Source organism: Candidatus Limnocylindrales bacterium (assembly GCA_035559535.1).
Taxonomy (GTDB): domain Bacteria; phylum Moduliflexota; class Moduliflexia; order Moduliflexales; family JAUQPW01; genus JAUQPW01.
The window spans coordinates 211,180-237,264 of sequence record DATMBG010000037.1 but is presented as its reverse complement, the minus strand read 5'-3'; the positions used below and the strand labels follow the sequence as shown (position 1 = coordinate 237,264).

Here is a 26,085-nt window from a genome sequence, read left to right as displayed (position 1 = left end):
TTGACTTCGATGCGAGGGGCGGTCCGGAGTGGTTTAAATGTGAAGGCCAACATTATTTTTGGATTTCCTGATGAGACGCGGTGGCAGGTATGGCAGACCCTTAGGTTTTTGTTTATGATGGCTTTAATCGGTGTGCATGATGTCTCCATCTCCATGTTTTCTCCTTATCCCGGTTCAGAGTTATTTTCAGAACTGCTGGAACAGGGTAAGATTAAAACTTTTTCAGATGAATACTTTTTATCTCTTACCGCCTATACGGATATGGCTCGGGCAATATCGTGGACAGATAATATATCCTCAAAAGAACTAAATTTCTTACGTATGTTCGGCCTTCTGGGATTCTACGGAACTCAATATCTCCTACGTCCCTGGCGATTAATTCAAACTTTGCGCAACTTGATTTCCAACCGTCAAGAATCCCGGTTAGATAAAACCCTCCAAGACTACATCCGACGTTTCTTTAAAAGTCAGGTCGCAGAAGTGGAATTAGATTCCGGTAACTCTTGAAAAGGAGGATCCCCCTACCTCCATGAAACTCCTATGACACGGAACCTGTTAGGATCAAGGGAAGGGTTCCGTGTCCCCTGGTTCTGTATTTTATTATCCCCCTATTCGCCATTCACCATTCTTCGATAATCTCTGCCCCCCGGCTCCAGCATCTCCCTGTTCCTCAGCTCCTCGCCTTTATTTTCTTAGCCACCTATCCAGGGTATCTATAAATTCCCGAACCACTTTCTCCTCATAAAAGGGAGTTTGCCCAAATCCGGACTCATCTTTTCGGGTTCCAAAATAATGATCTGCACCTGGGATGGTTACATAACTTTTAGGCTCTGTCGTTTTAAGATAGACATTTTTAAGAAACTTTTGATCCTCAGGGTCTTCCAGGCTTCCATCGACAAATAGCAGGGGAGGATGTTGAGGAAACTGTAAAATAGACTCGGCTATAAAGGAAATCAGGATCGGGTAGAGGATCTCTTTGGGAATGAGATAGGGTAATTTCATATCGTGGGAAATACGAATCTGAGGCCAGTCTTTATCTGGAGCATTCTCTCCAAAAAATCGTTCAAAGGTTCGTCGTCCTGGAGCGATAGAGACGATTTTTTTTATCCGCTGGTCTTTTACACCCTCCTGGATAACGACTCCGGCTCCAAAGGAATGGCCGATCAAATAAATACGATGGGGGTCTAGATTTTTTATCGTAGTCAGCGTAGACACGGCCTGGGTTAAATCTCCAACAAAATCCAGATCCTCCGGAGATTTAATCTTAGGCGGATCGTCGGACTCCCCAAAGCCTCTAAAATCAAAGCTTAAGACTATATAGCCTTTTTCGGCTAGTTTTTGACCCATGATCACATAAAGGGCCAACTTTCTCCCGAGTTTGGTTCCTCCATGGGCAATCACAACACCCGGAAAGGGACCTTTTCCCTGGGGAATATAAAGGGATCCCTTAAGCTTCAAGTCCCCATGATTGAATTCAATTTCTTGGGAGGTATATGGGAAGGTAGGATGGAATCGGGTCAGCAGAAGATCTCGGAGAGAGAGGGTCAAGGAAATGAGAGAGAACCCTTTTATGCTTAAGTATAAGAATCCTACCCCTGCCAGGATAAGAACCCAGGGGAGAACACTCCGACAAAAAGGTTTTCTGTTTTTCATAAAAAGACTAAATAGAACCCCTTAGTAAGGAACTGAACCTTAAACAGAATTCATTTTTTTTTGTTGACACCTTGGACTTTGGCAATCATATTTCTTAGGTGTTGTTTGAAAACTTTGCCGATTAAAAGGCCATGTCCCATAAGAATTAAAAACATCAACATAGATAAGCTCTATGATTTCATCAAGATAATTTCATATCCGATCAGGAGTGCTGCAAGATAAATTCTACTCCCCAAGGTTATCCTGGAAGAGATGTTTCCGGGCAAAGGGCTTCTCTTTCAGGGATGGCTACTTAACACCGATTGAGATGGAACTACTACAAGAAGCATCTGAATGGGCAAAGACAACCGTAGAGGTGGCCGTTGGGCTGAGATTAATCGATTATAGCAACTATAACCTGCTTACCTGTTTAGTTCGGGCGTTACTTCCCAACGAGCCATACCTTCACGCAACTCAGCGGGTCAAGATCGAACAGGAAGTTGTGGATTTTGTAGCAACCCAGCTAACTACCATGCCCAGCTTTTTACGGATACCTTACCAAATTGCTTTGCAGGGGTTTAACTGGCTGGCCATATTTCGATATGGTCGCTGGTATACTCAGTTGGACGCGAACAGGCAACAAAGGTATATACTTGCCTGGTCTAACAGTCGTATCCGAATGATACGAGACTTTGTGAAGTTAATTCGGAGTTGTGTGCTGCTTTACTATTTAGATCATCCCCTGGTTACAGCTCAACTGGAGTCGGATCAGGCCAGGAGTGGACATGGCAAATAACCCAAGGCACAAGTTTACCACCCAAGTTCTGGTGATTGGATCTGGGGCAGGGGGTGCCATTACAGCGGCTACACTGGCTGAAGCCGGTTATTCTGTGCTTATTGCCGAAGAAGGTCCTGAGGTTAATCTGAGTGGTATGGCTACTCATACCCCTCGAGCCATGCAACTTCTCTATCGGAATGGTGGATTATCTCCGATCCTGGGAAATACCAACATTGCCTTTGTCGAAGGATGTTGTGTAGGGGGTAGTACGGAGATCAACAGTGCCTTCTGGCTTCATACCCCGCCGGAGGCCGTTCATCGCTGGCAAAAAATATATGGAGTTCGGGATTTGTCGGTTGAAGCATTGGAGTTACTTTTTAAAGAGATTGAAATCGAGTTAGGGATCTCTTTTCTTAACTCAGACGAGCTTCCTCCCAGCTCGGCCAGATTTAAGTATGGGGCTGAAAAACTGGGATGGCTCATTGAAGAAGTGCCACGGGCACAGACTACAAACCTGGGAGGTAGCGCCTATGCGCCGGATGCGAAGCGCTCCATGTCCCGAACCTATATTCCTCGAGCGTTGCGGGCCGGTGCCCGTTTATTATCCAACTGTCATATTACACGGCTTCATCACCGGCGAGGGCGTGTCTCTCATGTCTCTGGAGTCCTTAAGAGGCCCGCCCGAGAGAGGAATTTATGGGGCCGTCCTCAGAGGTATTATACATCCAACGTACTCATCGAAGCAGAGTTCGTTTTTGTCTGTGGCGGAGCCATTCAGACCCCTGTACTCCTGCGTTCCAGCGGCATTAAGCGAAATATCGGCAATAACCTGCGGATTCATCCCATGTTAAAGGTAGCAGCCTTATTCGATGAGCCTCTGGATAGTCATCATACGGCCCTTCCTATTTATCAGGTAAAGGAATTCTGGCCGGATATTACCTTAGGCGGGTCTGTGTTTACCCCGGGATTTCTGGCCCTGACCCTTTCAGAAAATTGGACTGAGAATCAAGAAGCTATGCGGAATTGGCGACAAATGGCCCTCTATTATGCGGCCTGTCGCGGCTCTAATCAAGGGACCGTGCGGGTATTTCCCTTCACCCATGAAGCCATCGTTCGTTATCGATTATCCCGTCAGGACCAGAGGAACCTGAGTATAGGACTGGCTCGCCTGGGTGAAGTTTTATTTGCTGGTGGCGCCCGTAAACTTTATCCGGCCCTGCAGGCACCCTCTGTACTCAATTCCCTTGCCGAGTGCCGGATGCTTCTGGAAAAACCGATACCCATATCGGCCATGAGCTTAACGACCGTACATGCCTTCAGTACCTGCCCTATGGGAGAAAATGACGCCCTCTGTGCCACAGATTCCTTCGGTAAAGTTTATGGTTTTGAGAATCTTTATATCGCAGATGCCAGCTTGATCCCGGATTCACCCGGTGTTAATCCGCAAGGCACGATTATGGCCCTTGCTTTACGTAACGTCAGACATTTCTTAGAAGAGAAGGGCAGGTTGTAGGCCAAACGTCCCCGTTTGACATCAATCGTTTAAGATTTCCTGTCTTTTTCTACCTTCACGATCTACTGCCTGTCTCTTCTTATTTGCGGTTTTAATCTATGCCTCTAACCCTAGTCACCGGAGTACCCGGTTGGCTTGGAACCCGGCTGGTTCGGGTGCTGGTTACCGGTCTTCCCGAGGTTCCATCTTTATGGGAAAATCACCCATCCCGACAGATACGGTGCCTGGTCTTACCCGGATCCGACATCTCCGAGATTCGAACCATTTCAGAACGGATAGAGATCTTCGAAGGAGATTTACGTAATTTTGAAGCGATGAAGTCCTTCTGTCAAGGAGCCGAGGGAGCTACGCTGTTTCATTGTGCAGGGGTTATTCATCCGGTCCGACGTGTGCGGGAGTTTTTTGAAGTAAATGTAGATGGGACACGTAATCTACTCCGGGCCGCAGCCGAAGCTGGCGTACGCCGGGCTGTGGTCGTATCATCTAACTCTCCCATCGGGACAAATCCCCATCGAAATCATTTTTTTACCGAAAGTTCCCCCTATAATCCTTACATGGGTTATGGCCGTTCCAAAATGCTCATGGAAGAGGTAGTACGCGAATATCAAGCCCAGAACAAATTGGAGACGGTGATTATCCGTCCCCCCTGGTTTTATGGTCCCGACCAACCCCCCCGTCAGACCCTCTTCTTTAAGATGATTAAAAAGGGTACAGTCCCCATAGTAGGAGATGGAGAAAATCGACGTTCCATGGCCTATGTGGATAATATTTGCCAGGGATTACTCCTGAGTGAACAGAGTCCGGTAGCCAACGGCCAGACTTATTGGATAGCAGATCGACGACCCTATACTCTGAATGAAATCGTGGCTACTATTGAACACTTACTGGAAACAGAATTCGGGATCCGGGTTGCCCACAGGCGACTCCACTTGCCCCATGTAGTCGGTGAGGTGGCGCAACTTTGTGATGGATTACTTCAACGTATGGGTTTCTATAACCAGAAAATCCACGTATTATCGGAGATGAATAAAAACATTGTTTGCTCCTCTCTCAAAGCCCAGAAGGAATTAGGATACGATCCAAAAATTGATTTGGAAGAGGGGATGCGAAGATCCATCCGATGGTGCCTGGAGAAGGGGATTATTATCTAAATGTCTACTATTCAAACCAGACGTTTAACCTACTTAGTGACTGGTGGTTCAGGATATCTTGGTTCTTTAATGGTTCGCAGGTTATTCAATCTGGGAGCCAGGGTGCGGGTCTTTGATCTTGTAGATGACCTGGATCGACCCCGGCAAGTTGATTTTATTCAAGGGGATATTCGAGATTATCCCTTGGTTCGTCGGGCCTGTGAAAAAGTCGAGGTTATTTTCCATGCAGTAGCCCAGGTACCCTTAGCACGGGATCGAAAACTCTTTTGGAGTGTTAATCGGAACGGTACGGAAAATTTACTCAAAGCGGCTAAAGAAGTTGGAGTCAAAAAAATCATCTACATCTCCTCCACGGCGGTATTCGGGATACCCCCCAGGAATCCCATAGATGAAACCGTAGAGCCACATCCCCACGAAGATTTCGGGCGAACCAAGCTGGAAGGAGAGAAATTATGTCGACAATACCTCGAAAAGGGTCTTGATATTACCATTATTCGCCCAAGAGCCATGGTAGGACGAGGTCGCCTGGGAATTTTTCAGATTCTTTTTGATTGGATTGCCGAAGGGCGGACGGTTTATGTACTCGGTAAGGGAGATAATCTTTATCAATTTGTCCACGTTGAAGACGTCATAGAGGCTTGTATAAAGGCATCTGAGCGGCCTGGTTTCGCCGTATATAACCTGGGTGCCGAGCGCTTCGGTACCTTGCGAGAGTCCCTGGAAGGATTGATTGCCCATGCTAAAACAGGGAGTCGGGTAAAATCCCTACCGGTTCTACCAGCCGTGACTATGATGAAATTACTCTCTGCACTACGCCTGGTCCCGCTGGCACCCTATCACTACCTTACGTATGGAAAAGAATCCTACTACGATATATCCCGTGCCAAACAGGAATTGAATTGGCAGCCCAAATGGGGCAATATCGACATGCTGATCGATTCCTATGAATGGTATCTGGCCCACCGGGAGCAAATTAAAACCTCTACCGTTGCTTCTACCCATCGATCTCCCGTTAAGGAAGGGGCTCTTCGAATCCTGAGATGGTTCTCATAAGCCTGACACCCTTCCAGGATAAAATTAACTATAACCTGTGAGGTCAAACGGGGACGTTTGACCTACTCCTACCTTGTTTACTTAGTTTTGTTTAACGTTTAAGTGGCCCTCACCCCCGGCCCCTCTCCCACGCTGTGGGAGAGGAGAGCTGGGGAGTGAAAGCAGCCCTATGAGACCAAAATTAAGTAAACAGTGTACTACTTTGATGTCAAACGGGGACGTTTGACCTACTACTTTGTAAAGTTAATTTTGGGTTATTCGCTTCCCCCCTCTCACCCCAGGTCTCTCTCCCTCCCTCACCCTCCCCCTGGACGGGGAGGGAAGGGGTGGGGGTGGAGAGAGTCAGGGGTGAGGACCGCTTAAAAATCAAACAAAACTAATTAAACCGTTAAGTCTGGTGACACCATGTTCTTCATAGGAGCTGTTTTATCAGTAGGCTAAACGTCTCGTTTGATGTGCCTGGTGGCTAATCGCCCGTTTGTTAGGACAGGGCCTTTTTCCATGAAACCCAGATGTCCGGGGCACCAGCAGGATAAGCGCGTCCCGCCTGTCATTTTACAACCCTTCAGGAAGATCAAGATCCGGCAAGAAAAATTCCTGAAGCTTCGAATATCGTCATGGCTATGCGGGAAACCCAGGTCTTAGAAGAGAAGATACATTAATAAAAATACTTTGGGGGGTAGAAAAGTAGGTTAAATGTCTCGTTTGATGGTTGGTATAAGACGGAAAAGAGAGCGAGGCGACAATACCGACTCATTCCATAAATCCATAAAAAGGTAAGGTACCGACTCTCAGGCTTACGGAATACTTTTAGAGATCTCGGCCTGTTTACGATAGATGAGGATTAGATTACGAATATAAATGAAGGTTCCTAGAGATTGGCCCAAGATAAACACAGGATCTTTTCGATGAATTGCATAAAGGAGTAAAGTTAAACTTCCTGCCAGACTGTAGTACCAAAATTGAATAGGTACTACACTTTCCTTTCTTTTTTCAGAGACAATCCATTGGACAATAAACCGCATGGAAAACATTAATTGTCCGAATAAACCGAAAATTAACCAACCATTCATTTTAGAAGAGAAGGAGGAGGAATGGGAAAAGGTCTTACCCACTCTCCCATTTTCTCCTCCATCACTTTACCTTAGTTCCTATCTCAACTTCTCGATCCAAGGAAAGGAGGACAGCCTTTTTATCTTTTACAGCAGCCAGAATCATACCCTGGGATTCGATTCCCATAAGTCTGGCGGGTTTTAGGTTAGCAACCAATATAACTTTACGTCCGATGAGTTCTTCAGGAGTATAGCTTTCTGCAATACCTGCCACGACCGTTCGTTTTTCTGTACCCAGGTCGACCTGGAGCTTGATTAAACGAGAAGATCCTTTAACTTTCTCGGCAGCCAGGATCTCAGCCACCCGAAGATCGATCCTGGCAAACTCTTCAAGGGTAATCAGATTTTGTTCATTACCTGTTATTTGTCCTGAACTGAGTTCAGAGGTCTGTTGTACAGGATCTTTTTTTGTTTCGTCGAGCGTTAAAGTGTCTTTTTGAGAGGCCTCTTTAGCGGTTCTTCCCGAGATTTCCAGGTCTGCACCCTTAGAATGGATGCGTGGGAAGAGATGCTCCCCCTTATGAATTTGGATCCCACTGGGGAATCCACCCCAAACCTTCAGGGAGGCAAAGTCCTCTGGGCCTGGTTTATCCGGTAATCCCAGTTGGGTCCACATTTTTTCGGAGGTTTCCGGCATAAACGGAGCGATCAACAGGGCAATCCCCCTCAAAGCTTCTGCCAGACTATAGAGTACGGTCGAAAGTCTATCCTGTTTGGCTTTATCTTTGACTAACATCCAGGGGGCGGTATCTACAATGTAGCGATTCACTTCGTTGATGTAATCCCAGATATCTTTGAGTACCTGGTGGAAGGCCAGTTCGTTCATGGATTGATCCATTTTGATCAAAGTTTCAGCACGCTGAGCTGCCAATCGGTTTTCTCGCTCTGTAGATCCAACAGGCTCCGGTACAATTCCATTTTGATACTTCTCAATAACCGTCAGGCAACGACTAAAGAGATTCCCCAGATCATTGGCCAGATCACTATCGATTCTCTGAATCAAGGCTTGCCTGGAGAAATCCCCATCTAAACCGAACGAAACTTCCCGAAGAAGGAAATAGCGGAAAGGATCTACCCCAAACTCATCGATTATTTGATTCGGATCCACCACATTTCCCAGAGACTTGGACATTTTTTGACCTTCCACTTGCCACCAACCGTGTGCAAAAACCTTTTTCGGTAAAGGCAATCCGGCAGACATCAGGAAGGTAGGCCAGTAAACCGTATGAAACCGAAGGATATCTTTCCCAACCACATGAATATCGGCAGGCCAGTATTTCTCAAATTTTTGGGGATCCTCGGCATAACCCACGGCCGTCAGGTAATTGGTCAGGGCATCAAACCAAACATACATAATATGCCGGGGATTAATCGGTATCTTAATTCCCCAATCAAAGGAAGTCCGGCTGATACTTAAATCCCGCAGTCCTCCTTTAATAAAACTGATAATCTCATTTCGCCGGGTCTCGGGTTGAATAAAATCCGGATGCTCTTCTATATACTTGAGTAACGGCTCCTGGTATCTGGACATCCTGAAGAAGTAACTCTCTTCTTTCAGTTTTTCTACAGGACGTCCACAATTAGGACATCGTCCATTTACCAGTTGGAGTTCCGTTAAGAATTGCTCACAGGTCGTACAGTACCAGTCTTCATACTCCCCCAGGTAAATATCGCCGTGATCATAAACCGCCTGGAAGAGTTTCTGGGCCGCAGCAATATGGCGAGGTTCTGTGGTTCGGATAAAATCCGAGTAGGAAATTCTCAGCCGCTTCCACAGGTCTTTGAACCGCTGCATGGTACGATCCGCCAGTTGAATGGGGGTCTCGTTATTTTTCTTCGCCGTACGCTCTACCTTTTGCCCATGCTCATCGGTACCTGTTAAAAAAAATACATCATATCCGGTCAACCTCTTGTATCTGGCCAGTGTATCACAGGCAATGGTCGTATACGCATGACCAATATGAGGCACATCATTAACGTAATATATGGGGGTTGTAATATAAAATTTTTTTAAGTCAGCCATTTTTAAGTTACAAAATAGGGTTATAATTATTTAGCTACAAAGGTTCTTTAAAAGATATGAAGAACAAAGATCTGATACCTTGTAAAGTTAACTCTAACTAACCGCTCGGCCCTCACCCCCGACCCCCATCCGCGCCAGGATAATACGCCAGGGGCTAGACCCAGGTCGCCCCGCTGGGGCTAACCTTCTTATCCTGGCCCGCATCCCCCCGACCCCTCCCCCGAAGCTTCGGGAAAGAGGCCGAGGTAAAGGCCGAGAATTACATAGAATTAACTTTATAACGTATCAGAAACGAAGAAATTACTCCACATCTCTGGGTTTACTTTCTTTATCCTTTTGGAGCTAAATAATCACATTTAAGTTTCCATGATCTTTAAGAACAGGTCTTCCAAGGCCAATTGGAGATTTGCGTTATGTTGCAAGTTAACTTTTGTTTGATAGATATCCTGACAAATCTTCAAAATCTTCTGAGAAGATATGCGGGTTTTATATCTTTCTAAGAATGAAATCAGATCCTGATTTACCAGGAAGCCGGGATTTCCCTGCTCAGATAACAGGAGCAGATCCCTATAAAAAACCAATAAAAAGTCTAAAAGCTCTTCGGTTTGATCCCGATCCCGTGTAAACTCTTCGATTTTGCCCAGTAAAACTTTTATCCCGGAATCGGGCAAAGACAAAACCTGTGTCCTGTTAGGCTGCAGATCGGTCCTCAAACCCCCATCGGGGATCATCAAATCCATAAGCTCCAGGATCTGTTCCCGAAGGGAAAGGATCCTGTCTATGTCCATATTTAAAGCCCTTCCAGGTCTTCCTTCAGATAAAGCAGCCAATAAGTGAGCTTTTGGACCGGTTGCAACTCCTTTCTCTACCAAAAACTGCTCCGTATGCTGGAGGCCTAAGGGACTAAACCGTATCGATTGACATCGAGAAACAATAGTCGGCAACAGAGCACTGGGGCTTGAACTTATCAGGATAAACACCGTATCAGGAGGGGGCTCTTCTAAAGTTTTTAATAAAGCATTGGCAGCCTCCAGGTTTAACTTTTCTGCGTTATTAAGGATGCTAACTTTTTTTCTTCCCTCAAAAGGTTTATAACCGACCTGTTTTTGTAACTCTCGAATCTGATCGATTTTAATAAACTGGCCTTCGGCTTCGATTATTTCTACATCCGGGTGGCATCCTTTATGAATCTTATAACAAGACTTACAGGTCTCACAGGCATCATCGGATGCGACCAGGCAATTCAAAGCTTTAGCCAGAGTCAGGGCTGTGAGTTTTTTTCCAATCCCTTCGGGTCCTGTGAAGAGATAAGCATGGGGTACCCGGTTTCTAGCCAGAGCCTTTCTGATTAAATGGACGGCCTCTTCCTGGCCTATGATGGTTGAAAAGGACATTTATTCCTTACCCTTCACTCTTATCAGTCCTTCTTGCAAGGACAATCCGCTTGATTTCTTCATGGATGGTCTGTATATCTTGGGTCCCATCGATTAAATAAATCCGATCCGGCTCACCAGCAGCTAACTTCCGATACCCTTCTCGAACCCGGTGGTGAAAGGAAAGACTTTCTTCTTCAAATCGCCCTTCTCGATTTTGTAAATTTAGTTTCAAATTTCTGCTTTTAGCCCGTTCCAGGCCGAGTTCTACAGGTACATCCAGCAAGATGGTAAGATCAGGATAAAGTCCTGAGGTTGCCAGCCCATTGACCATCTCAACAGCCTTTCGGTCAAGTCCCCTTCCGGCCCATTGGTAAGCGAGGGTAGCATCGGTATACCGATCACAGACCACCATCACACCCTTTTCTAAACTCGGACGAATAAGCTGCTCAACATGCTGGGCTCGACTTGCACCGTAGAGTAAAAGCTCTGTAAGTCCTGTCATGTGATGATTTTCAGTATTTAATAAAACTTTTCTGATTTGATCTCCAATGGGGGTACCACCCGGCTCACGGGTATATAAAACCGGAATATCCTTAGATTTTAGATACTCAACCAGGAGAGTAGCCTGGGTTGTTTTACCACTGCCTTCAATCCCTTCAAAGGTTATAAATAACCCACGTGCCATAGGAGAAAATATGTGGTTTTTCGGCTTCACGACTTAGCACACATTTTATTAATTAAACTCGCCTGATAAGCAGCACCAAATCCGTTATCGATATTAACCACTGATATGCCTGGTGCACAGCTATTAAGCATGGTCAGCAAAGCTGACAGCCCATGGAAACTGGCTCCATATCCCACACTGGTGGGAACTGCAATGATCGGCTTATCGACTAAACCCCCCACAACACTGGGAAGAGCTCCTTCCATCCCGGCCACAACGATAATGACATTGGCTTCTACAATTCGTTTAAGATTATCCAGCAGACGATGTAAACCGGCTACCCCCACATCGTAAATCCTTTCCACCCGGTTTCCGAGCGTTTCGGCTACTACAGCGGCTTCTTCTGCGACCGGAAGGTCTGCCGTTCCCGCACTTATAAGGGCGATACATCCTACCTGAGGATTCGTCGGTTTAGGGCAGACAACAACCACTCTGGCCATAGAGTGGTACTCTACCGTTCCGATAACCTGTTTGATTCCCTGATAGACCTCCTCGGAAGCTCGAGTCGCCAGGATATTGGATTCTCCAGTCTTGATCAGTCTTTCTACAATCTTGACGACCTGTTCGACCGTTTTTCCCTGACAGAAGACAACCTCGGGAGTCCCCTTACGGAGATGTCGATGGTGGTCAACCTTAGCAAAACCGAGATCTTCATAAGGGAGGCTTTTTAACCTCTCCAAAGCTCTATCAATACTTAAAGAACCCTCCCGGACTCCTTCAAGTAGCGCTCTTAACTTTTCGATATCCATATTAGTTGACCATTTCTAATTTCAACAGGACCTCATTCATACTTCCGGTCCGATATCCTTGAAGATCTAAAGTAACATACGCATAACCTAACTCTTTAAATTTAGCCACGATCTTATCGCCGATATCAGTTGTAACCACTCGAACCATATCTTCTTTGGTTAATTCAATACGTGCAATTTTATCATGATGACGAACCCGTAATTGCTTAAACTTAAACTGCCGCAAAAAGTTTTCGGCAGCCTCCACCCTCTGTAACTTTTCAACTGTAATCTGGTCCCCGTAAGGAAATCGAGAGGATAAACAGGCAAATGAAGGCTTATCCCAGGTTGGAAGACCCAATTCTCTGGAAAGATATCGGATTTCTTCCTTGGTAAGTCCGGCCTCCTTTAAAGGGCTTCTTACACCATGTTCCGCTGTCGCCTTCATGCCCGGACGATAATCCTGGATATCATCGTAATTGGTTCCATCCACAACATAGGGGATATTTTCCCGACGGGCTATCTCGGTCAGTATATCATATAACTCGGTTTTGCAATAATAGCAACGATTGGGCGGGTTGTTACTAAATCCGGGAACATTGATCTCCTTAGACTCAACAATAAGATGCCTCACCCCTAAAGAAGAGGCTAATTGCTTGGCTTCTTCTAATTCTGCAAGGGGATAAGTAACAGAACGCGCCGTAACCGCGAGAACCTTCTCTCCTAAGACATCATGTGCAACTTTAAGTACAAAAGTACTATCCACCCCGGCCGAGAAAGCAACCAAAACCCCCTCCATGTCTTTTAAAATTTGTTTCAGACGCTGATACTTCTCTTCGGTTTTTACCATTTTAGCTTCTCCTATCATAGAACTTTCTTAACTTGGGTTAAGATTACAATTACGTAAAAGTAAGTATACATCCAAAGAGGTACTCGGGTCAAGTTGAAAGGAAATAGATTTTGTAGAGGTAATCTTGTGTAAGTGCTTCATTTAAAGGTAGTTATGTAGAGTAATCTTTATAAAATTTAAATTGACAACCTTATCTATTTATATATAAAATAAAAGCATGTTCGGTTTTAAAAAAGCCCCCATTATCGAAATAGAATTGCAAAATGTAACCAAATCTTTTGAAGGTAGAGAGATTCTAAAAGATATCAGTTTCCAGGTCCAGCACGGTAAGAGTCTTGCGATTGTCGGACCTCCCCATAGTGGAAAGGAGCTTTTATTGAACTTAATTAATGGGGCTTCCCTTCCAGACTCGGGAAGAGTCCGGGTCCTGGGAATAGATACCCGGGATCTTAAAGATGATGCAGACTGGCATAAGTTTCTGGAGAATTTTGGTCTGGTCTCCCAACGTTCCTTACTCTTCAATAATCTGACCGTAGGCGTGAATATCGCCTTGCCTCTAAAGTTAAGGATAGACCGACTTTTCAGCGAGGAGGAAATCGCCAGGAGGGTCGGAGATTTGATGAGAAAAGTCAGATTGTCTTCTGAATATGCAATCAAGTTTCCTTCCGATTTGGAACAGGAAGCAAGAAAACGGGTAGAGGTGGCCCGGGCCCTGGCCTATGAACCTAAAATCCTTTTGTATGAAGAGCCAACCCTGGGTTTAGATGCAAGAGCTGCGAGAAACATAGGAAAATTGATAAGGAAAATAAACAAAAAGATGGCCCTCACTGCTTTTATCGTAACTCTGGATGAGGAGTTCGCAAGGCAGGTGGCCGATGAGATTTTATTTTTAGATGCCCAAACGGGTACACTTTATACTCCTAAATAAGGAGGAGTAACCTGTTGGAATAGATCGCTTGCCACCAAAGCTAAGAAAGGACCTGTTTGCTCCTGCCTACCGCGGGCTACGGAGCTTCTAAGGTTAAAACCCGATTTAACCTTGTCAGGATAAATAGAGCGGTTATAAATTACGGGAGACTGGTAAGCTAGGAATCTTGGAGTAAGAAGCAGGTAATCTTTATAATAGATAGAATAGATTAAATAACCATAAAGGAGGAATCACCAGTGAATAAAGTTCTCAAATTGATGGCCTATTTAATAGCCGGAGTTTTAGTTTTAGAACCCATAAGTTTTGGTGCCGAGGGAAAACCAACCTCTCAAGAGCTTCTCAACCCTGGTAAAGATCATTGGTTACATTATCATGGTAATTATGCTGCCTGGCGTTATAGTGAACTGGATCAAATCAATAAAGCTAACATTAAGGATCTGGTTCCTGTTTGTGCCTTTCAACCCGGAGGAAATGCCATCGATGAAGGTTTAGAAGCAACACCCATTGTCTATGAAGGGATTCTTTATCTCTCCACCTCCTGGAATCGGGTCTACGCTTTGGATGCTTCCACCTGTAAGGTCATCTGGAGTTATTTCTACAAATATCCCAAGGAAATCAACACCTTCTTTATTCCTTACAATCGGGGTGTAGCCATTGGAGACGGCAAAATTTTTATGGGTACCATTGATGGTTATCTGGTTGCGCTGAGTATGGAGGATGGTAAAGAAGTATGGAAGACTCAGGTTGATGACTGGACCAAAAACGGGAATAACATTACCGGAGCCCCTCTGGTTGTAAAGGACAAGGTAATCGTGGGGACCACCGGGGGAGAGCTGCCGATTCGGGGATTTATTGCAGCTTACTATCTCAAAGATGGAAAAGAGGCCTGGCGGTTCTACACCATCCCCGATAAAAGCAAGAACGAACCCGGCAGTGAGACCTGGGGAGGTGACTCCTGGAAGACGGGTGGTGGAGGGGGCTGGATGACAGGGTCTTATGATCCTGAATTGAATCTGGTTTATTGGGGAACCGCAAACCCGGCCCCGGATTATGACTGGGGGGAAGCCCGACCCGGGGATAACCTCTACACAAGTAGTATTCTGGCCCTGGACCCCGATACCGGGAAATTGAAGTGGTATTTCCAGGAAAATCCCCACGATCCCTTAGATTTCGATAGCACCTGGGAAAGTGTTTTGATTGATACAAAAGATGGAAGAAAACTTTTGGTCCATCCCAATAAGGGAGGCTGGGTGAATGTTTTAGATCGAACTAATGGAAAGTATATCAGTGGCTTTGCAATGATCGACAACCTGGACTGGTTTAGTGGTGTAGATAAGAATGGAAGACTCCTGAACGTCCGGGCTCCGAAACTCGGAGAGAAATTCTTTAACTGTCCCTCTACGGGAGGAGGTAGATCCTGGAACGCCGGGGCCTATAATCCCAAGACGGGAATCTGGTTTACCAACGGAATTGAGTGGTGTCAGGAAACTACCGTTCGTAAAGAAAGCCCTATCACAGTACCCCAGGCCCAAACCTTTTTTAGTGCAGACCTGATTGCCAGACCTGCAGTAAAGGGTGAAACAGGTGGACATATAGACGCCTGGGATCCTCTAACCGGTAAAAACAAGTGGCGTGTGAAAGAGAAATATCCTACCCTCAGCAGCTTCCTGGCTACTGCTGGAGGCCTCATTTTCTATGGGGATGCAGAAGGGAACGCTAAAGCACTGGATCAGGACACCGGAGAGACCTTATGGAGCTTCAACGCCGGTTCGGGACATCGCGGAGGACCTGTTACCTATACCGTTAAAGGAATCCAGTATGTGGCCATCCCCTCGGGATGGGGTTCTAAAGTGGTCGGCCTCTATCCACAACTCTGGCCGGAGACCGAAAACTGGAAAAACAGTGCAACCTTATTTATCTATGGTTTAAAAAGATAATTTAACGTCTAACCCGGGTAGTCCTCAAAAGGGGGTGGAGTTCTATACTCTATTCCCTCTTCTTTTTTAAACGGCAAAGAGGGGTTTTGCAGTTAACATCCTTTCTGTTTTGAAATGTCCGCCAGGGAAACCCCTCCCTGTACCCCCTGCGCCCTTCAACCTGCTCCGGACGAACGGGGTGTAATTAACATGACTTCACGTAATACCAGTTTCAAACTGAAATATGCCCTAAACGATCTTGTTCCTCTCCTTTTCTTCCTTCAACAAGCTTAGAGGGAACAGGAAAGTTAAGGGTCAGTTTCAACCAAAAATTGGTATAAGAAACAGGATAAGAAGGGCAACTCAGAGAAGTTACCCTATGGCCTTTATAAGGAATAAACGAAAGTTAAATTATGCAATACCCTGATATCAGGCAAAAACTCCCTTCTATAGGGAGTGTCCTTTTAGGATGCTTTTTGTCCTGGGCCTTGTTCCCTTCGCTCTTAAGTGCCATAGAAACTTCCTCCTTTAAAGAACTCCTGCTGCCTCATCCTCCGGTCATTCAAGTTGTAGAAAAAGCTCAACCGGCTCAACCTCAGCTACCTGCCTCTCAATCTGAAACTCTCCCTAAAGAAACCCGCCAGAAACGAACCTTTTATCTCTGTGCGAGTCCCAATAGTTTACCTTATTCCAGCCGGGATCTGGACATGCCGGGTTATGAACTGGAGATTGGAAAGGAGGTAGGGAAAATTCTGGGGATCAATATAAGAGTCGAATATCTTCGGGCTTATCGTCCTCGAGATTACGCAGAATGTGACTTCTTGATGGGCGTTATTCAACCTGAAGATGAGGAAGAAAACTCTCGGGGACGTTTCTTTACAAGCAAGCCTTACTATGGCACCGGCAATGTATTGGTGATTCCTAAAGAAGCTCAAGGGATAAAAAGTATCGATGACCTCGATAAAAATTTGAAGATAGGCATTGAACCCGGTTCGTGGGCCCATTATATCCTTACCCATAAAAAGGGTTTTACCGTAACCCCTTATGTGACCCAAGAAGATATTATAGAGGCTATGGCCAACAAGGAAATTCAAGCGGCAGTCGTCACAGCCGCTGCAGTCGGCTGGTATCTTAAACAACATCCCGATGCGCCTATTAAAGTTCCCGAAGGCTATGTTCCAGAACCAGAACTTCGATGGAATGTCGTGATGGGTGTGAATAAGACTAACAAAGATCTGGAAGAAGCTATCAACGCAGCCCTGACCCTTTTAACCCAAAACGGAACGATTCAGTCTATTATGGCCAAATATGGGGTTCCCTATTATCCTCCTTTCCCTCCAACAAAGTAAAAAATACAGGGAACTGCAAAAGAAATTTTATCGGAACTTTCGCAAGTCCAATTTGTCAAAACTGTGGTGAATCTTACCATTTAAAAAGCAAACCTTAGAAAGGTTTGCCTTCACAGGTAAGTACCACCCTAACATAACATACATCGTAACATCCATTTAATTCGAAAAATTCTGATAGATAGGGAATTTCCAGATTTGATTTGCAATTTTAAGGTTATCGTTCCTTATCTTATATAAAAGAGAAAGAAAATCCTATGAAACGAATGTCTTTTATTCTCCTGGGGATTTCTTTTTTCATTTGGGGATTTTTATCGTTACTTTTGGCCGATGAGGAACATCCTCATTCTACCCCCCCTCAACAGGGATCACCACTTCAGCCGCAACAACCAACCTCTTCCCACCAAGAACATCAAGGTGAAGTCGGGCATCTGCAGGAAATACCCACCGAGCCACAACCTATGACTTCCTCCCGGGAACTTCACGAAGGGCATCCCCATAAGACTGAAGAACAGGCCCACAGCTCAACCCGGGGTCTTACAAATCTTCAGGTCCGGGGTAAAGAGTTGGTGGATCAGTTACATTGTGCCGGATGCCATCTCGTAGAGGCAAGGCATGGGCATACCGGTCATATCCATAACTTTCCTGAGCTTTATTTTGAAGGTGATAAGGTCCAGGCCTCCTGGTTATTTTCCTTTCTCAAGCAACCCTATCCTTTGCGTCCGGGTATTCAACAAAGAATGCCGGACTTCAGGCTTTCAGATGAGGAAGCCCTGGCAATTACCGAGTATCTTATGACGCTTAAAGATCCCAAGGCTTCTCCACTTCCTAAAGAACTTAAGTTTAACGGTTATCCAACGGAGGAGAGTATAGAAGCCGGAGCACGTTTAGCCGGCCCGGAGTATCTAGCCTGTTTCAAATGCCACCCGCAGGGTGATAAAAAGCCGGAAGGCCGCCCCGAGGAATGGGCGCCTGACCTCTCCCTAGCCCGGCAACGTCTCAACCCAGATTGGGTTGTTCGCTGGCTTTTGGATCCTCAAAAGATTCAACCCGGTACTAAAATGCCGACCTATTTCCCGGAGGAAAAGTCCGGACCGGAAAATATCCTGGAGGGGAATAGATGGAAACAAATTGCAGCCCTTAGGGATTATATTTTCAGTTTAGGGCCTGAAGCCACCGATGGCTATAGTCTGGCAAAAGCCCGGTTCCCTAAAGCGACGGCAGAGAAAGGTCGGATGCTTATAGGTAATTTAAATTGCACCGGATGCCATAGGATCGGAGGATTTCCACCGGATATAGTACCCAATGGACCTCCCCTTTTAGGAATCAGAGAATTTGTTCCCGATGAAAGCTGGTTAACCCACTACCTGCTGAATCCTACGGCTATCCAGACTTATCCAACCGGATACAAACCCCATCCAGGTGCCCGACATCCAGGGTTTCGCCTCTCTAACGAAGAAGCTACGGCTATCACAGCCTACCTGATGACTCTGGATTCTCAAGAGACCTCAAAACAGGAACCCGGCACGCACAGTAGTCATAAAGAATCTGGCGGACAGCATGGGCATGGAGATCACGAACACTAAAAGTGAACCCTGTTTCTGCTTGTGATCCTAAATTTACCTTGACAAAAAAATGAGGGGAATTAAATAATCATCTATACTGATCTTAAGTCAACCATCCCTTAAAAAGAATAGCTTCTCATTTCTGGAAGGTATGACCGAGATATTAAACAAGTTCAAAACGGGGCTGATGTCCTTACTGGATGCCAAGGGTCAAGCTCAATGGTCACGGGATATAGCGTCAATTACCCTGGAAAACCCCTCACAGTTTATCCGTATGTTTGCTCTGGCTTCCCGGCGTTATCCAAAATCTCGCCTTACCTTGACGGAGGCAAATCGGTTTATTATTCCCGATCACTGGCGTATTCTGGATCTAGTTCGTGTGGTATTATTGCTTTATGCAGAACAGGTATTGGATAAAGAATTTATATCTTTACTACAGAAACTCCTCATAACTGCCGATGCTGAAGAACGTTGGGCTGTAAATTACAGTTTACCTTACTTAAAAGGCTCTGATGCCCTCCACGACATTGCCACCGAATCCCTTCGTACCAATATAAAACCCGTATTCGAGTCCCTGGCCCATTTTAATCCTTATACACGAACCGGTCTTCGGGAGCCTGCCTTTAATCAAATGGTTCTCAAGGCGTTATTCATCGAAAGTCCCTTATGGCCCATTCAGGGTTTAGATGAAAGGGCCAATCCTCGCCTGGCCCAAATGCTTATCGATTATATGCGGGAACGAATTGCAGCCAAACGGGTAGTCCATTATGAATTATTTAGGGCAATAGGGGGTCATCTAGAAGAATCCCATTGGAAAACTATTTACGACTACTTTTTGATAACCCACGGCCATACCCGAGATGCCATCCACCTACTTCTACGCCGCAATGCCCGTTTACCTTCTTATTCAGAATATTTAGATCAATTAAACAGGATTGCCCCCATGACGCCGGGTGCAACCTGGGAAACATTAAAGGAGCTCTATTATGGCACATGAACTTAAATTCATTGATCCTCATATTCATTGTACCTCCAGGACTACCGATGACTATGTCCGGATGGCTCAAGCCGGTGTTGTTGCGGTGATAGAACCTGCATTTTGGCTCGGTCAGCCTCGAACGAACGTAGGTACTTTTATCGATTATTTCTCCAGTTTGATCGGCTGGGAAAGATTTCGTGCATCCCAATACGGCATTCAGCATTACTGTGCCATCGGGCTCAATGCCAAAGAAGCTAATAATGAACGCCTGGCCGAGGAAGTACTGGAAATCATACCCGGTTTTGCCTGCAAGGAGCGGGTCATTGCAATAGGTGAAATTGGCTTTGATGATCAAACTCCCATGGAAGAGAAATACTATCGAGCCCAATTGGAGTTAGCCAGAGAATTGGATTTACCCGTCATGGTCCATACCCCCCATCGGGATAAAAAACAAGGTACCCTGCGAAGTATGGAAATAGCCCTGGAACATGGTCTTGATCCCAGGAAAGTGGTGATCGATCATAATAACGAAGAAACCGTTGAGGAGGTTCTCGAACGGGGGTTTTGGGCGGCATTTACCATCTATCCTAAAACCAAAATGGGTAAAGCCCGAATGGTGGAAATTGCTCGTAAATACGGCAGTGAGCGTATTATTGTGGATTCCAGTGCAGATTGGGGATATTCAGATCCTTTATCGGTACCTAAAGTCGCCCGCCTCATGCTGGAGAGTGGGATTGAACCCAAAGATGTACATAAAATTTGCTATGCCAATGCCCTGGAAGCGTATGGTCAAAGTGGACAGATCAAAGAATCCGACTGGTTAGTACCTCAAAACATTGACCAGCAGACTTTATTTGCAGGAAATTCTGTTCTTCGAGGACAGACAGGCCAGACAGAACCTTCCACAGAAGACTAATTCAGGAACCCTATACGGAATATGAGAGTGCGGAATATAATAGAAGGATTATCGGCTGATAACCCTTACTTTCCTCTTCTTATATTCCTATGCTTCCAGATTCCTGCACATGCATCAAAGAACCTGCCGACTCGGCTATGCCCTGAATGCTTTTCCCTATGAAACTCTAGATGGAATGTGGGATGTCCTCAAAAATAAAGTTCCGGAAATTAAGAAAAGGGTTTTCGGAGACGATAAATTTTATATCGAATTGAGGTTATCCCAGAAAATCGTAGACGAACTGGCCGGTAGTGACCGAATTTTAAAGGAACTTCGAGATTTTCTCTTCCAACACAATCTGGCTTTAATTACCCTCAACGCCTTTGTTCCTTTAACTTTTCATGAAGGTTACGTCAAGGAAAGGGTTTACCTGCCCAACTGGCATGAGGGGGAAGAACGGGTCACCTTTACCAAGGCATGTATCGACATTTTAGCCTTTCTGGCTCCGGAAGATGAAACCTTTGTTTCTCTTAGTGTTCCCGGGGGTATTCTCAAAACCTATCTCACAGAAACCAACAAAGATCAGATCCATTCCCAAATAGCCGTCAATATGACCCGGTGTGTTTTACACGCGTATGAAACAGAGCGTAAAACTGGAAAACGATGTGCAATCGGAATGGAACCGGAACCGGGCCTGACCTATGAACGCATACCGGAAGTCAGGGAGTTTTTCACAAACTACGTGGATCGGGTTGGAGCTGAATTTCTGGCCGGACAAAGATCGAACCAGGAACCTGATTTCTCCAAGGATTCCAAACGTCTCGAAGAAGCTAAGAATGTGATCCACCAATTCCTGGGAGTTACCTTCGATACCTGCCATCAACTGGTGCAATATGAGGATTTAATCCAATCTGTTCAGTTTCTTCAACAATCCAGGATTAAAATTTTTAAGGTACAAGTCTCCAATGCCATTCAAGTTGATAACCCCTTAAAGAAGGTCGAAGACATGGAGGTCATTGAAAAATACTTTATGAACTCCAGGTTTTTGCATCAGGTGGTAGGTATTAATGCAGAAAGGAAACCGGTTATTTTTTCTCTGGATTTGCCTTATCTTTTTACTCCAGAGGGAAAGAATGAACTCGCTCGACGAGGGGTCACACAACTGAGAACCCACTATCATGTACCCGTATTTGAAAACCCTCAGGCCGGTATTCAGACCACTATTCAAGAACTTAAAAACTTTCTAAGGGAGTTTATTTTTCTCCCAGACCCTGGGGATAACCCTTCCTCCAAAATCCTTGGGGAAGAAGTTCCCCTCATTATCGAAACCTATACGTGGGTCGAGCAGATCGCCCATAAAGCAGGTACAGGCACTGGCGATCTTAGTACAAATATAGCAAACGAATTAGAGTATGTTCGGAGGGTTCTGGAAGAAAAGGGTTTCCGTTGCAGAAGCTAGTCTGAGAGGTTCTTGAAAAATCTTTTTGATGTCCTGGGCACCTTCCTGGTATTTTCTCGTTTTTTAACTACAGAGGATACCAGGGTTTTGGAAACTTTATGTTAAAGACTGTGAAACCTTATCTTCAACTCATGCGGATCCCCAATGTTTTCACTGCTATGGCGGATATCTTTGCCGGATACTTCGCAGCGACACAGTTCCATCCAGGACAGATCAAATACCTGATCTTTCTCCTTCTTTCAAGCTCTTTTCTTTATACGGCAGGAATTGTCTTCAATGACTGTTTCGATTACGAAGTAGACTTGAAAGAGCGTCCCCAACGCCCTCTTCCTTCTGGACAAATCAGCCTTCGTACGGCTGTGGTTATAGGTATTGGCTCCATCCTCCTGGGGATTCTTTCTGCAGGATTTGTAGGAATCCAAAGTTTTGTTTTTGCAGTGCTTCTGACGGGTGCTATTCTCTCCTATGATGGGATTACCAAAAACATTCCGATTTTAGGCTCTCTTAATATGGGTAGCTGTCGTTTTCTAAATGTTTTATTAGGAATGAGTATAATTCCCGGGCAAATTTCCTCTAAAATTACCATTGCTTTCCTGGTTATGCTCTATGTCATCTCCATAACGACGCTCAGCAAGGGAGAGGTAATAGGGGGAGAGCAGCGAGGGCAACAACTGGCTACCATAGGGGTTATACTGGTTATCCTGGGTTGCTTTTACATATGGTTAAAAGGGATTCTGACCGGTTTTACGCCTCTTATCTTCTTAATCCTCTTTACTGTCGTAACCCTTCGACCGTTAGTAGGGGTTCTGCTGGAAGCAACCCCTGACAACATTAAAACGGCCGTTAAAACCCTCGTCCTCTCTATTATTCTACTCGACGCCTACTTTACAGCCGGATTTGCCGGCTTCCTCCTGGGTTTACTGGTTCTAGCTCTGTGGATTCCTGCCGTGCAGATTGCCAGGTTTTTATATGTAACGTAAAAGTCCGGAGTCTAAGGTCATTTTATCCCTATGACCTCAGATTTTGGATTTTACCCTTTAACCCTAAGATGCATAAGACCGTCGTAATGAATGTTGTCGGATTAACTTCCGAGCTGCTAGGACCTCACACTCCCTGCCTGAGTACCTGGGCACAGCGAGGAAAGATAGCAACCATAGGAGCTGTTACCCCTGCCGTAACGTGTACGGCCCAGGCCACCTATCTAACCGGAAAGTATCCCGATAAACACGGCATTGTCGGAAACGGCTGGTATTTTCGCGATGAATGTGAAATCAAGTTTTGGCGCCAATCCAACAAACTGGTTCAGGCACCGAAGGTTTGGGAGATAGCTCGTACCCTCGATCCCACCTTTACCTGTGCTAATCTTTTCTGGTGGTATAACATGTATTCCTCGGTAGATTACGCCGTGACTCCCCGACCTATCTATCTGGCAGACGGACGGAAGATCCCGGATATCTATACACGTCCCGCTGAACTAAGGATCGAGCTACAAAATCAATTAGGTACCTTTCCTTTATTTGACTTTTGGGGTCCCCAGACTTCCATTCGCTCCAGCCGGTGGATTGCCGAATCGGCTAAACGGATCGATCAAAAATATCATCCAACCCTGACCTTGATCTACCTGCCGCACCTCGACTACAACCTGCAACGCCTTGGTCCTCACCATCCATCCATTCACAAGGATCTTCAGGAAATTGATGCAGTTTGTGGGGATTTAATCGAGTACTATGAGGCCCATGAAGCTCAGATTATTGTACTTTCGGAATACGGCATTACAGATGTTTCCAGGGCCATTTCACTTAATCGAATCTTCCGGGAGAGGGGTTTGATCGCCATCCGTGAGGAGCGGGGATTAGAACTTTTAGATGCCGGAGCGAGCACCGCCTTTGCCGTCGCTGATCATCAAATTGCCCATATTTATATCAACGATCCATCTAAAACCCAACAGGTACGAAAGATTCTAGAAGAAACTGAAGGGATCGAGCAGATTCTTGATGAAGCCGGAAAAGTAAAGTACCATCTGACCCATCCCAGAGCCGGAGATCTCATCGCTATCTCCCAATCAGATGCCTGGTTTACCTATTATTACTGGCTCGATGATGGACGGGCACCCGATTTTGCCAGAACCGTGGATATTCACCGTAAACCCGGTTATGACCCTGTAGAGTTATTTACCGACCCTGCCATTAAGTTCCTTCCGTTAAAGGTAGGGTGGATCCTTCTCAAGAAACGACTCGGATTTCGATACCTGATGGACGTAATACCTCTGGATCCTTCCCTCGTAAAGGGATCTCATGGCCGCGTAACAGATTCACCGGTTGAAGGTCCTCTTTTTATCACCCAACAAGGAGACTTACTGGATAAAAGATCCATAGATGCAACAGAGGTTTATGATCTTATTTTAAAGCATTTGCGTAGGGATAATGGAAGTTAAAGAACCTCTATCCTGTCCAAAGTTAAGGAGAATAGGTTATGACTCAAGCAACACCCAATCCAACTACTCGAACTCCGTATTGGCTCAAAGGGCATTGGATTGAAACCTGCAACTGTGACCCTGGTTGTAACTGCAATTTTGGAGGTTTCCCAGATCATGGTTCTTGCCACACCATTGTGGGTATAGAGGTCATTGAAGGACACTACGGCGAAGTGGATCTTGCGGGTGTCCGTACCGTATTTGCCGTGAAGTATCCAGGAGCCCTTCATGAAGGTCATGGACGATCGGTCCTGTTTATCGATGAATCTGCCAGTCCCGAACAGGTCAAATCGATCAAAAGAATTCTATCGGGTAGAGCCGGAGGGATGCCCTGGGAAGTTCTTGCCCCTACTATTGAGGTGGCGGAAGGACCTATCCTCAAACCCATTGAAATGAAGGTCGAGGGCCGTCGGTCCTATTTTCGAATTCCGGGTATACTGGAAGTCCGCTTAACTCCCCTCAAAAATCCGGTCACGGGTGAAGAACATGAAGTTCATATCGTTCTTCCGCGGGGCGGATTAATCTGGAATGATGGAGATGCCGCCACAACCGAGATCATGAGTATCAACTACAGTAACATTCAGTTCGAATACCCGGGTCAAAACGGGATTTATGCCCTTGTAGAATGGACTAATCAAAAATAGAAACGAATATTCTTTATGAATCAACGTTTCACTTCTCTGCCCCGCGAGCAGCTCATCACCGGAGGGGTCCTGGCCATATCTACCCTCCTGGCCTGGCTTATAACCGTTTCGATGAAGATGCCAGGCGGAATAACCATGATCGGATCAGCTGGTTCTCCCGATTCGATGAGCAGAAACTGGCCCACTTTCGTGGCCTTCTTGTTTATGTGGCTCAGTATGATGGTCGCTATGATGTTTCCTTCAGCGGCTCCCATGATCCTGCTATTTAGCCGTCTTGTCCGTCAAAGGAAGTCTCAGGGTCAGGCCTTTGTACCGACATGGGTCTTTGTAGCCGGATATCTTGTGATCTGGACGGCCTTTGGAGTAATTGCCTATTTTGTAATCTGGATCGTGCAATCAGGGAGTACTCGAATATCCGATGGATACTTGCTCCAACCGATTCGGGTCGGTCAGGGGATTCTGCTGATACTGGCGGGGCTTTATCAGTTTAGTCCCCTCAAAACAGCTTGCCTGCGCCATTGCCAATCTCCACTGGGATTCATTGCTCAGCACTGGCGTGAAGGAATAGCAGGTGCTTTGCGAATGGGTTTATACCATGGTGCTTACTGCCTGGGTTGTTGCTGGGGTCTCATGCTTGTCCTGTTTGCGGTAGGTTTGATGAACCTTACCGCCATGGGTCTTCTAACTTTAATTATTTTCATTGAGAAAGTCAGCCGCTATGGCATGATCCTCGGTCGGATAGTCGGAGTGGGTTTGGTGGGTCTAGGTGTCTACCTGATTTTGTAGAGAGGTATGGGGGTGTGGGAGTATGGAGGCGTGGGAGTATGGGGGTATAGGGGTATGGGGGTGTGAGGGTGTGGGAGTATGGGAGTATGTTCTCCTATATTCCCCTACTTCCCTACTCCCACATCTTCCTACTCCCATACCCCCATACTTCCCC

At 45.7% G+C, this 26,085-nt stretch carries 23 protein-coding genes; 16 read left to right on the top strand and 7 right to left on the bottom strand.

Features of this window, described 5'->3' with window-relative positions:
* On the top strand, positions 1-507 hold a 507-nt coding region (locus VNM22_13585), incomplete at its 5' end, for a hypothetical protein (GenBank protein ID HWP48192.1).
* A gap of 177 nt (positions 508-684) precedes the next feature.
* Here VNM22_13585 and VNM22_13580 read toward each other — a convergent pair.
* Positions 685-1,653, bottom strand: coding sequence for an alpha/beta hydrolase (locus VNM22_13580; protein ID HWP48191.1), 969 nt, complete (start codon positions 1,651-1,653; stop codon positions 685-687).
* Positions 1,654-1,960: 307 nt separating this feature from the next.
* Here VNM22_13580 and VNM22_13575 point away from each other — a divergent pair, with 307 nt between their 5' ends.
* From VNM22_13575 to VNM22_13560, 4 genes are all read left to right on the top strand, one after another.
* Positions 1,961-2,428 (top strand): hypothetical protein, encoded by a 468-nt coding sequence (locus VNM22_13575; GenBank protein ID HWP48190.1) that lies wholly within the window; start codon positions 1,961-1,963, stop codon positions 2,426-2,428.
* Positions 2,418-3,923: a GMC family oxidoreductase gene (locus tag VNM22_13570; GenBank protein ID HWP48189.1), complete on the top strand. Its 1,506-nt coding sequence runs from the start codon at positions 2,418-2,420 to the stop codon at positions 3,921-3,923. The genes VNM22_13575 and VNM22_13570 overlap by 11 nt, the downstream gene beginning before the upstream one ends.
* Before the next feature lie 98 nt (positions 3,924-4,021).
* Entirely contained in the window at positions 4,022-5,074 is a 1,053-nt protein-coding gene (locus VNM22_13565; GenBank protein HWP48188.1) for an NAD(P)-dependent oxidoreductase, read from the top strand.
* The gene (locus VNM22_13560; protein ID HWP48187.1) at positions 5,075-6,127 is read left to right on the top strand and encodes an NAD-dependent epimerase/dehydratase family protein; all 1,053 of its coding nucleotides are present in this window, start codon (positions 5,075-5,077) and stop codon (positions 6,125-6,127) included. It abuts the gene before it with no gap.
* Positions 6,128-6,924: 797 nt separating this feature from the next.
* Here VNM22_13560 and VNM22_13555 read toward each other — a convergent pair.
* The 6 genes from VNM22_13555 to larE all read right to left on the bottom strand — a co-directional run bounded on the left by VNM22_13555 (position 6,925) and on the right by larE (position 12,940).
* A complete protein-coding gene (locus VNM22_13555; GenBank protein HWP48186.1) occupies positions 6,925-7,242 on the bottom strand; it encodes a lipid-A-disaccharide synthase N-terminal domain-containing protein in 318 nt (105 codons plus the stop codon).
* Between the two features lie 19 nt (positions 7,243-7,261).
* Positions 7,262-9,262 carry a methionine--tRNA ligase gene (gene metG / locus VNM22_13550; protein HWP48185.1) on the bottom strand — a complete coding sequence of 667 codons (2,001 nt, stop codon included), beginning with the start codon at positions 9,260-9,262 and terminating at the stop codon, positions 7,262-7,264.
* Between the two features lie 356 nt (positions 9,263-9,618).
* Positions 9,619-10,656 (bottom strand): DNA polymerase III subunit delta', encoded by a 1,038-nt coding sequence (gene holB, locus VNM22_13545; protein HWP48184.1) that lies wholly within the window; start codon positions 10,654-10,656, stop codon positions 9,619-9,621.
* Between the two features lie 7 nt (positions 10,657-10,663).
* Entirely contained in the window at positions 10,664-11,323 is a 660-nt protein-coding gene (tmk, locus tag VNM22_13540; protein HWP48183.1) for a dTMP kinase, read from the bottom strand.
* A 26-nt stretch (positions 11,324-11,349) separates the two neighbouring features.
* A complete protein-coding gene (larB, locus tag VNM22_13535; protein ID HWP48182.1) occupies positions 11,350-12,111 on the bottom strand; it encodes a nickel pincer cofactor biosynthesis protein LarB in 762 nt (253 codons plus the stop codon).
* 1 nt (position 12,112) lies between these two features.
* Positions 12,113-12,940 (bottom strand): ATP-dependent sacrificial sulfur transferase LarE, encoded by an 828-nt coding sequence (larE, locus tag VNM22_13530; protein HWP48181.1) that lies wholly within the window; start codon positions 12,938-12,940, stop codon positions 12,113-12,115.
* A 217-nt stretch (positions 12,941-13,157) separates the two neighbouring features.
* Between larE and VNM22_13525 the strand changes: the two genes are divergently transcribed.
* From VNM22_13525 to VNM22_13475, 11 genes are all read left to right on the top strand, one after another.
* Complete coding sequence (locus tag VNM22_13525; GenBank protein ID HWP48180.1) at positions 13,158-13,868, top strand: ATP-binding cassette domain-containing protein; 711 nt, start codon at positions 13,158-13,160, stop codon at positions 13,866-13,868.
* A 236-nt stretch (positions 13,869-14,104) separates the two neighbouring features.
* A complete protein-coding gene (locus VNM22_13520) occupies positions 14,105-15,805 on the top strand; it encodes a PQQ-dependent dehydrogenase, methanol/ethanol family (GenBank protein HWP48179.1) in 1,701 nt (566 codons plus the stop codon).
* A 392-nt stretch (positions 15,806-16,197) separates the two neighbouring features.
* Positions 16,198-17,133, top strand: a complete 936-nt coding sequence (locus tag VNM22_13515) for a transporter substrate-binding domain-containing protein (GenBank protein HWP48178.1) — start codon at positions 16,198-16,200, stop codon at positions 17,131-17,133.
* Positions 17,134-17,387: 254 nt separating this feature from the next.
* Entirely contained in the window at positions 17,388-18,716 is a 1,329-nt protein-coding gene (locus VNM22_13510; GenBank protein HWP48177.1) for a cytochrome c, read from the top strand.
* Positions 18,717-18,846: 130 nt separating this feature from the next.
* Positions 18,847-19,692: an EboA domain-containing protein gene (locus VNM22_13505; GenBank protein ID HWP48176.1), complete on the top strand. Its 846-nt coding sequence runs from the start codon at positions 18,847-18,849 to the stop codon at positions 19,690-19,692.
* The gene (locus VNM22_13500) at positions 19,682-20,590 is read left to right on the top strand and encodes a TatD family hydrolase (GenBank protein ID HWP48175.1); all 909 of its coding nucleotides are present in this window, start codon (positions 19,682-19,684) and stop codon (positions 20,588-20,590) included. The genes VNM22_13505 and VNM22_13500 overlap by 11 nt, the downstream gene beginning before the upstream one ends.
* Positions 20,591-20,699: 109 nt before the next feature.
* Positions 20,700-22,028 carry a metabolite traffic protein EboE gene (gene eboE, locus VNM22_13495; GenBank protein HWP48174.1) on the top strand — a complete coding sequence of 443 codons (1,329 nt, stop codon included), beginning with the start codon at positions 20,700-20,702 and terminating at the stop codon, positions 22,026-22,028.
* Between the two features lie 98 nt (positions 22,029-22,126).
* Positions 22,127-23,008 (top strand): UbiA-like protein EboC, encoded by an 882-nt coding sequence (gene eboC, locus VNM22_13490; protein ID HWP48173.1) that lies wholly within the window; start codon positions 22,127-22,129, stop codon positions 23,006-23,008.
* 86 nt (positions 23,009-23,094) lie between these two features.
* The gene (locus VNM22_13485) at positions 23,095-24,462 is read left to right on the top strand and encodes an alkaline phosphatase family protein (GenBank protein ID HWP48172.1); all 1,368 of its coding nucleotides are present in this window, start codon (positions 23,095-23,097) and stop codon (positions 24,460-24,462) included.
* A gap of 38 nt (positions 24,463-24,500) precedes the next feature.
* Entirely contained in the window at positions 24,501-25,145 is a 645-nt protein-coding gene (locus VNM22_13480) for a DUF1326 domain-containing protein (GenBank protein ID HWP48171.1), read from the top strand.
* 15 nt (positions 25,146-25,160) lie between these two features.
* Positions 25,161-25,931, top strand: coding sequence for a DUF2182 domain-containing protein (locus VNM22_13475; protein ID HWP48170.1), 771 nt, complete (start codon positions 25,161-25,163; stop codon positions 25,929-25,931).
* Positions 25,932-26,085: the final 154 nt, after the last annotated feature.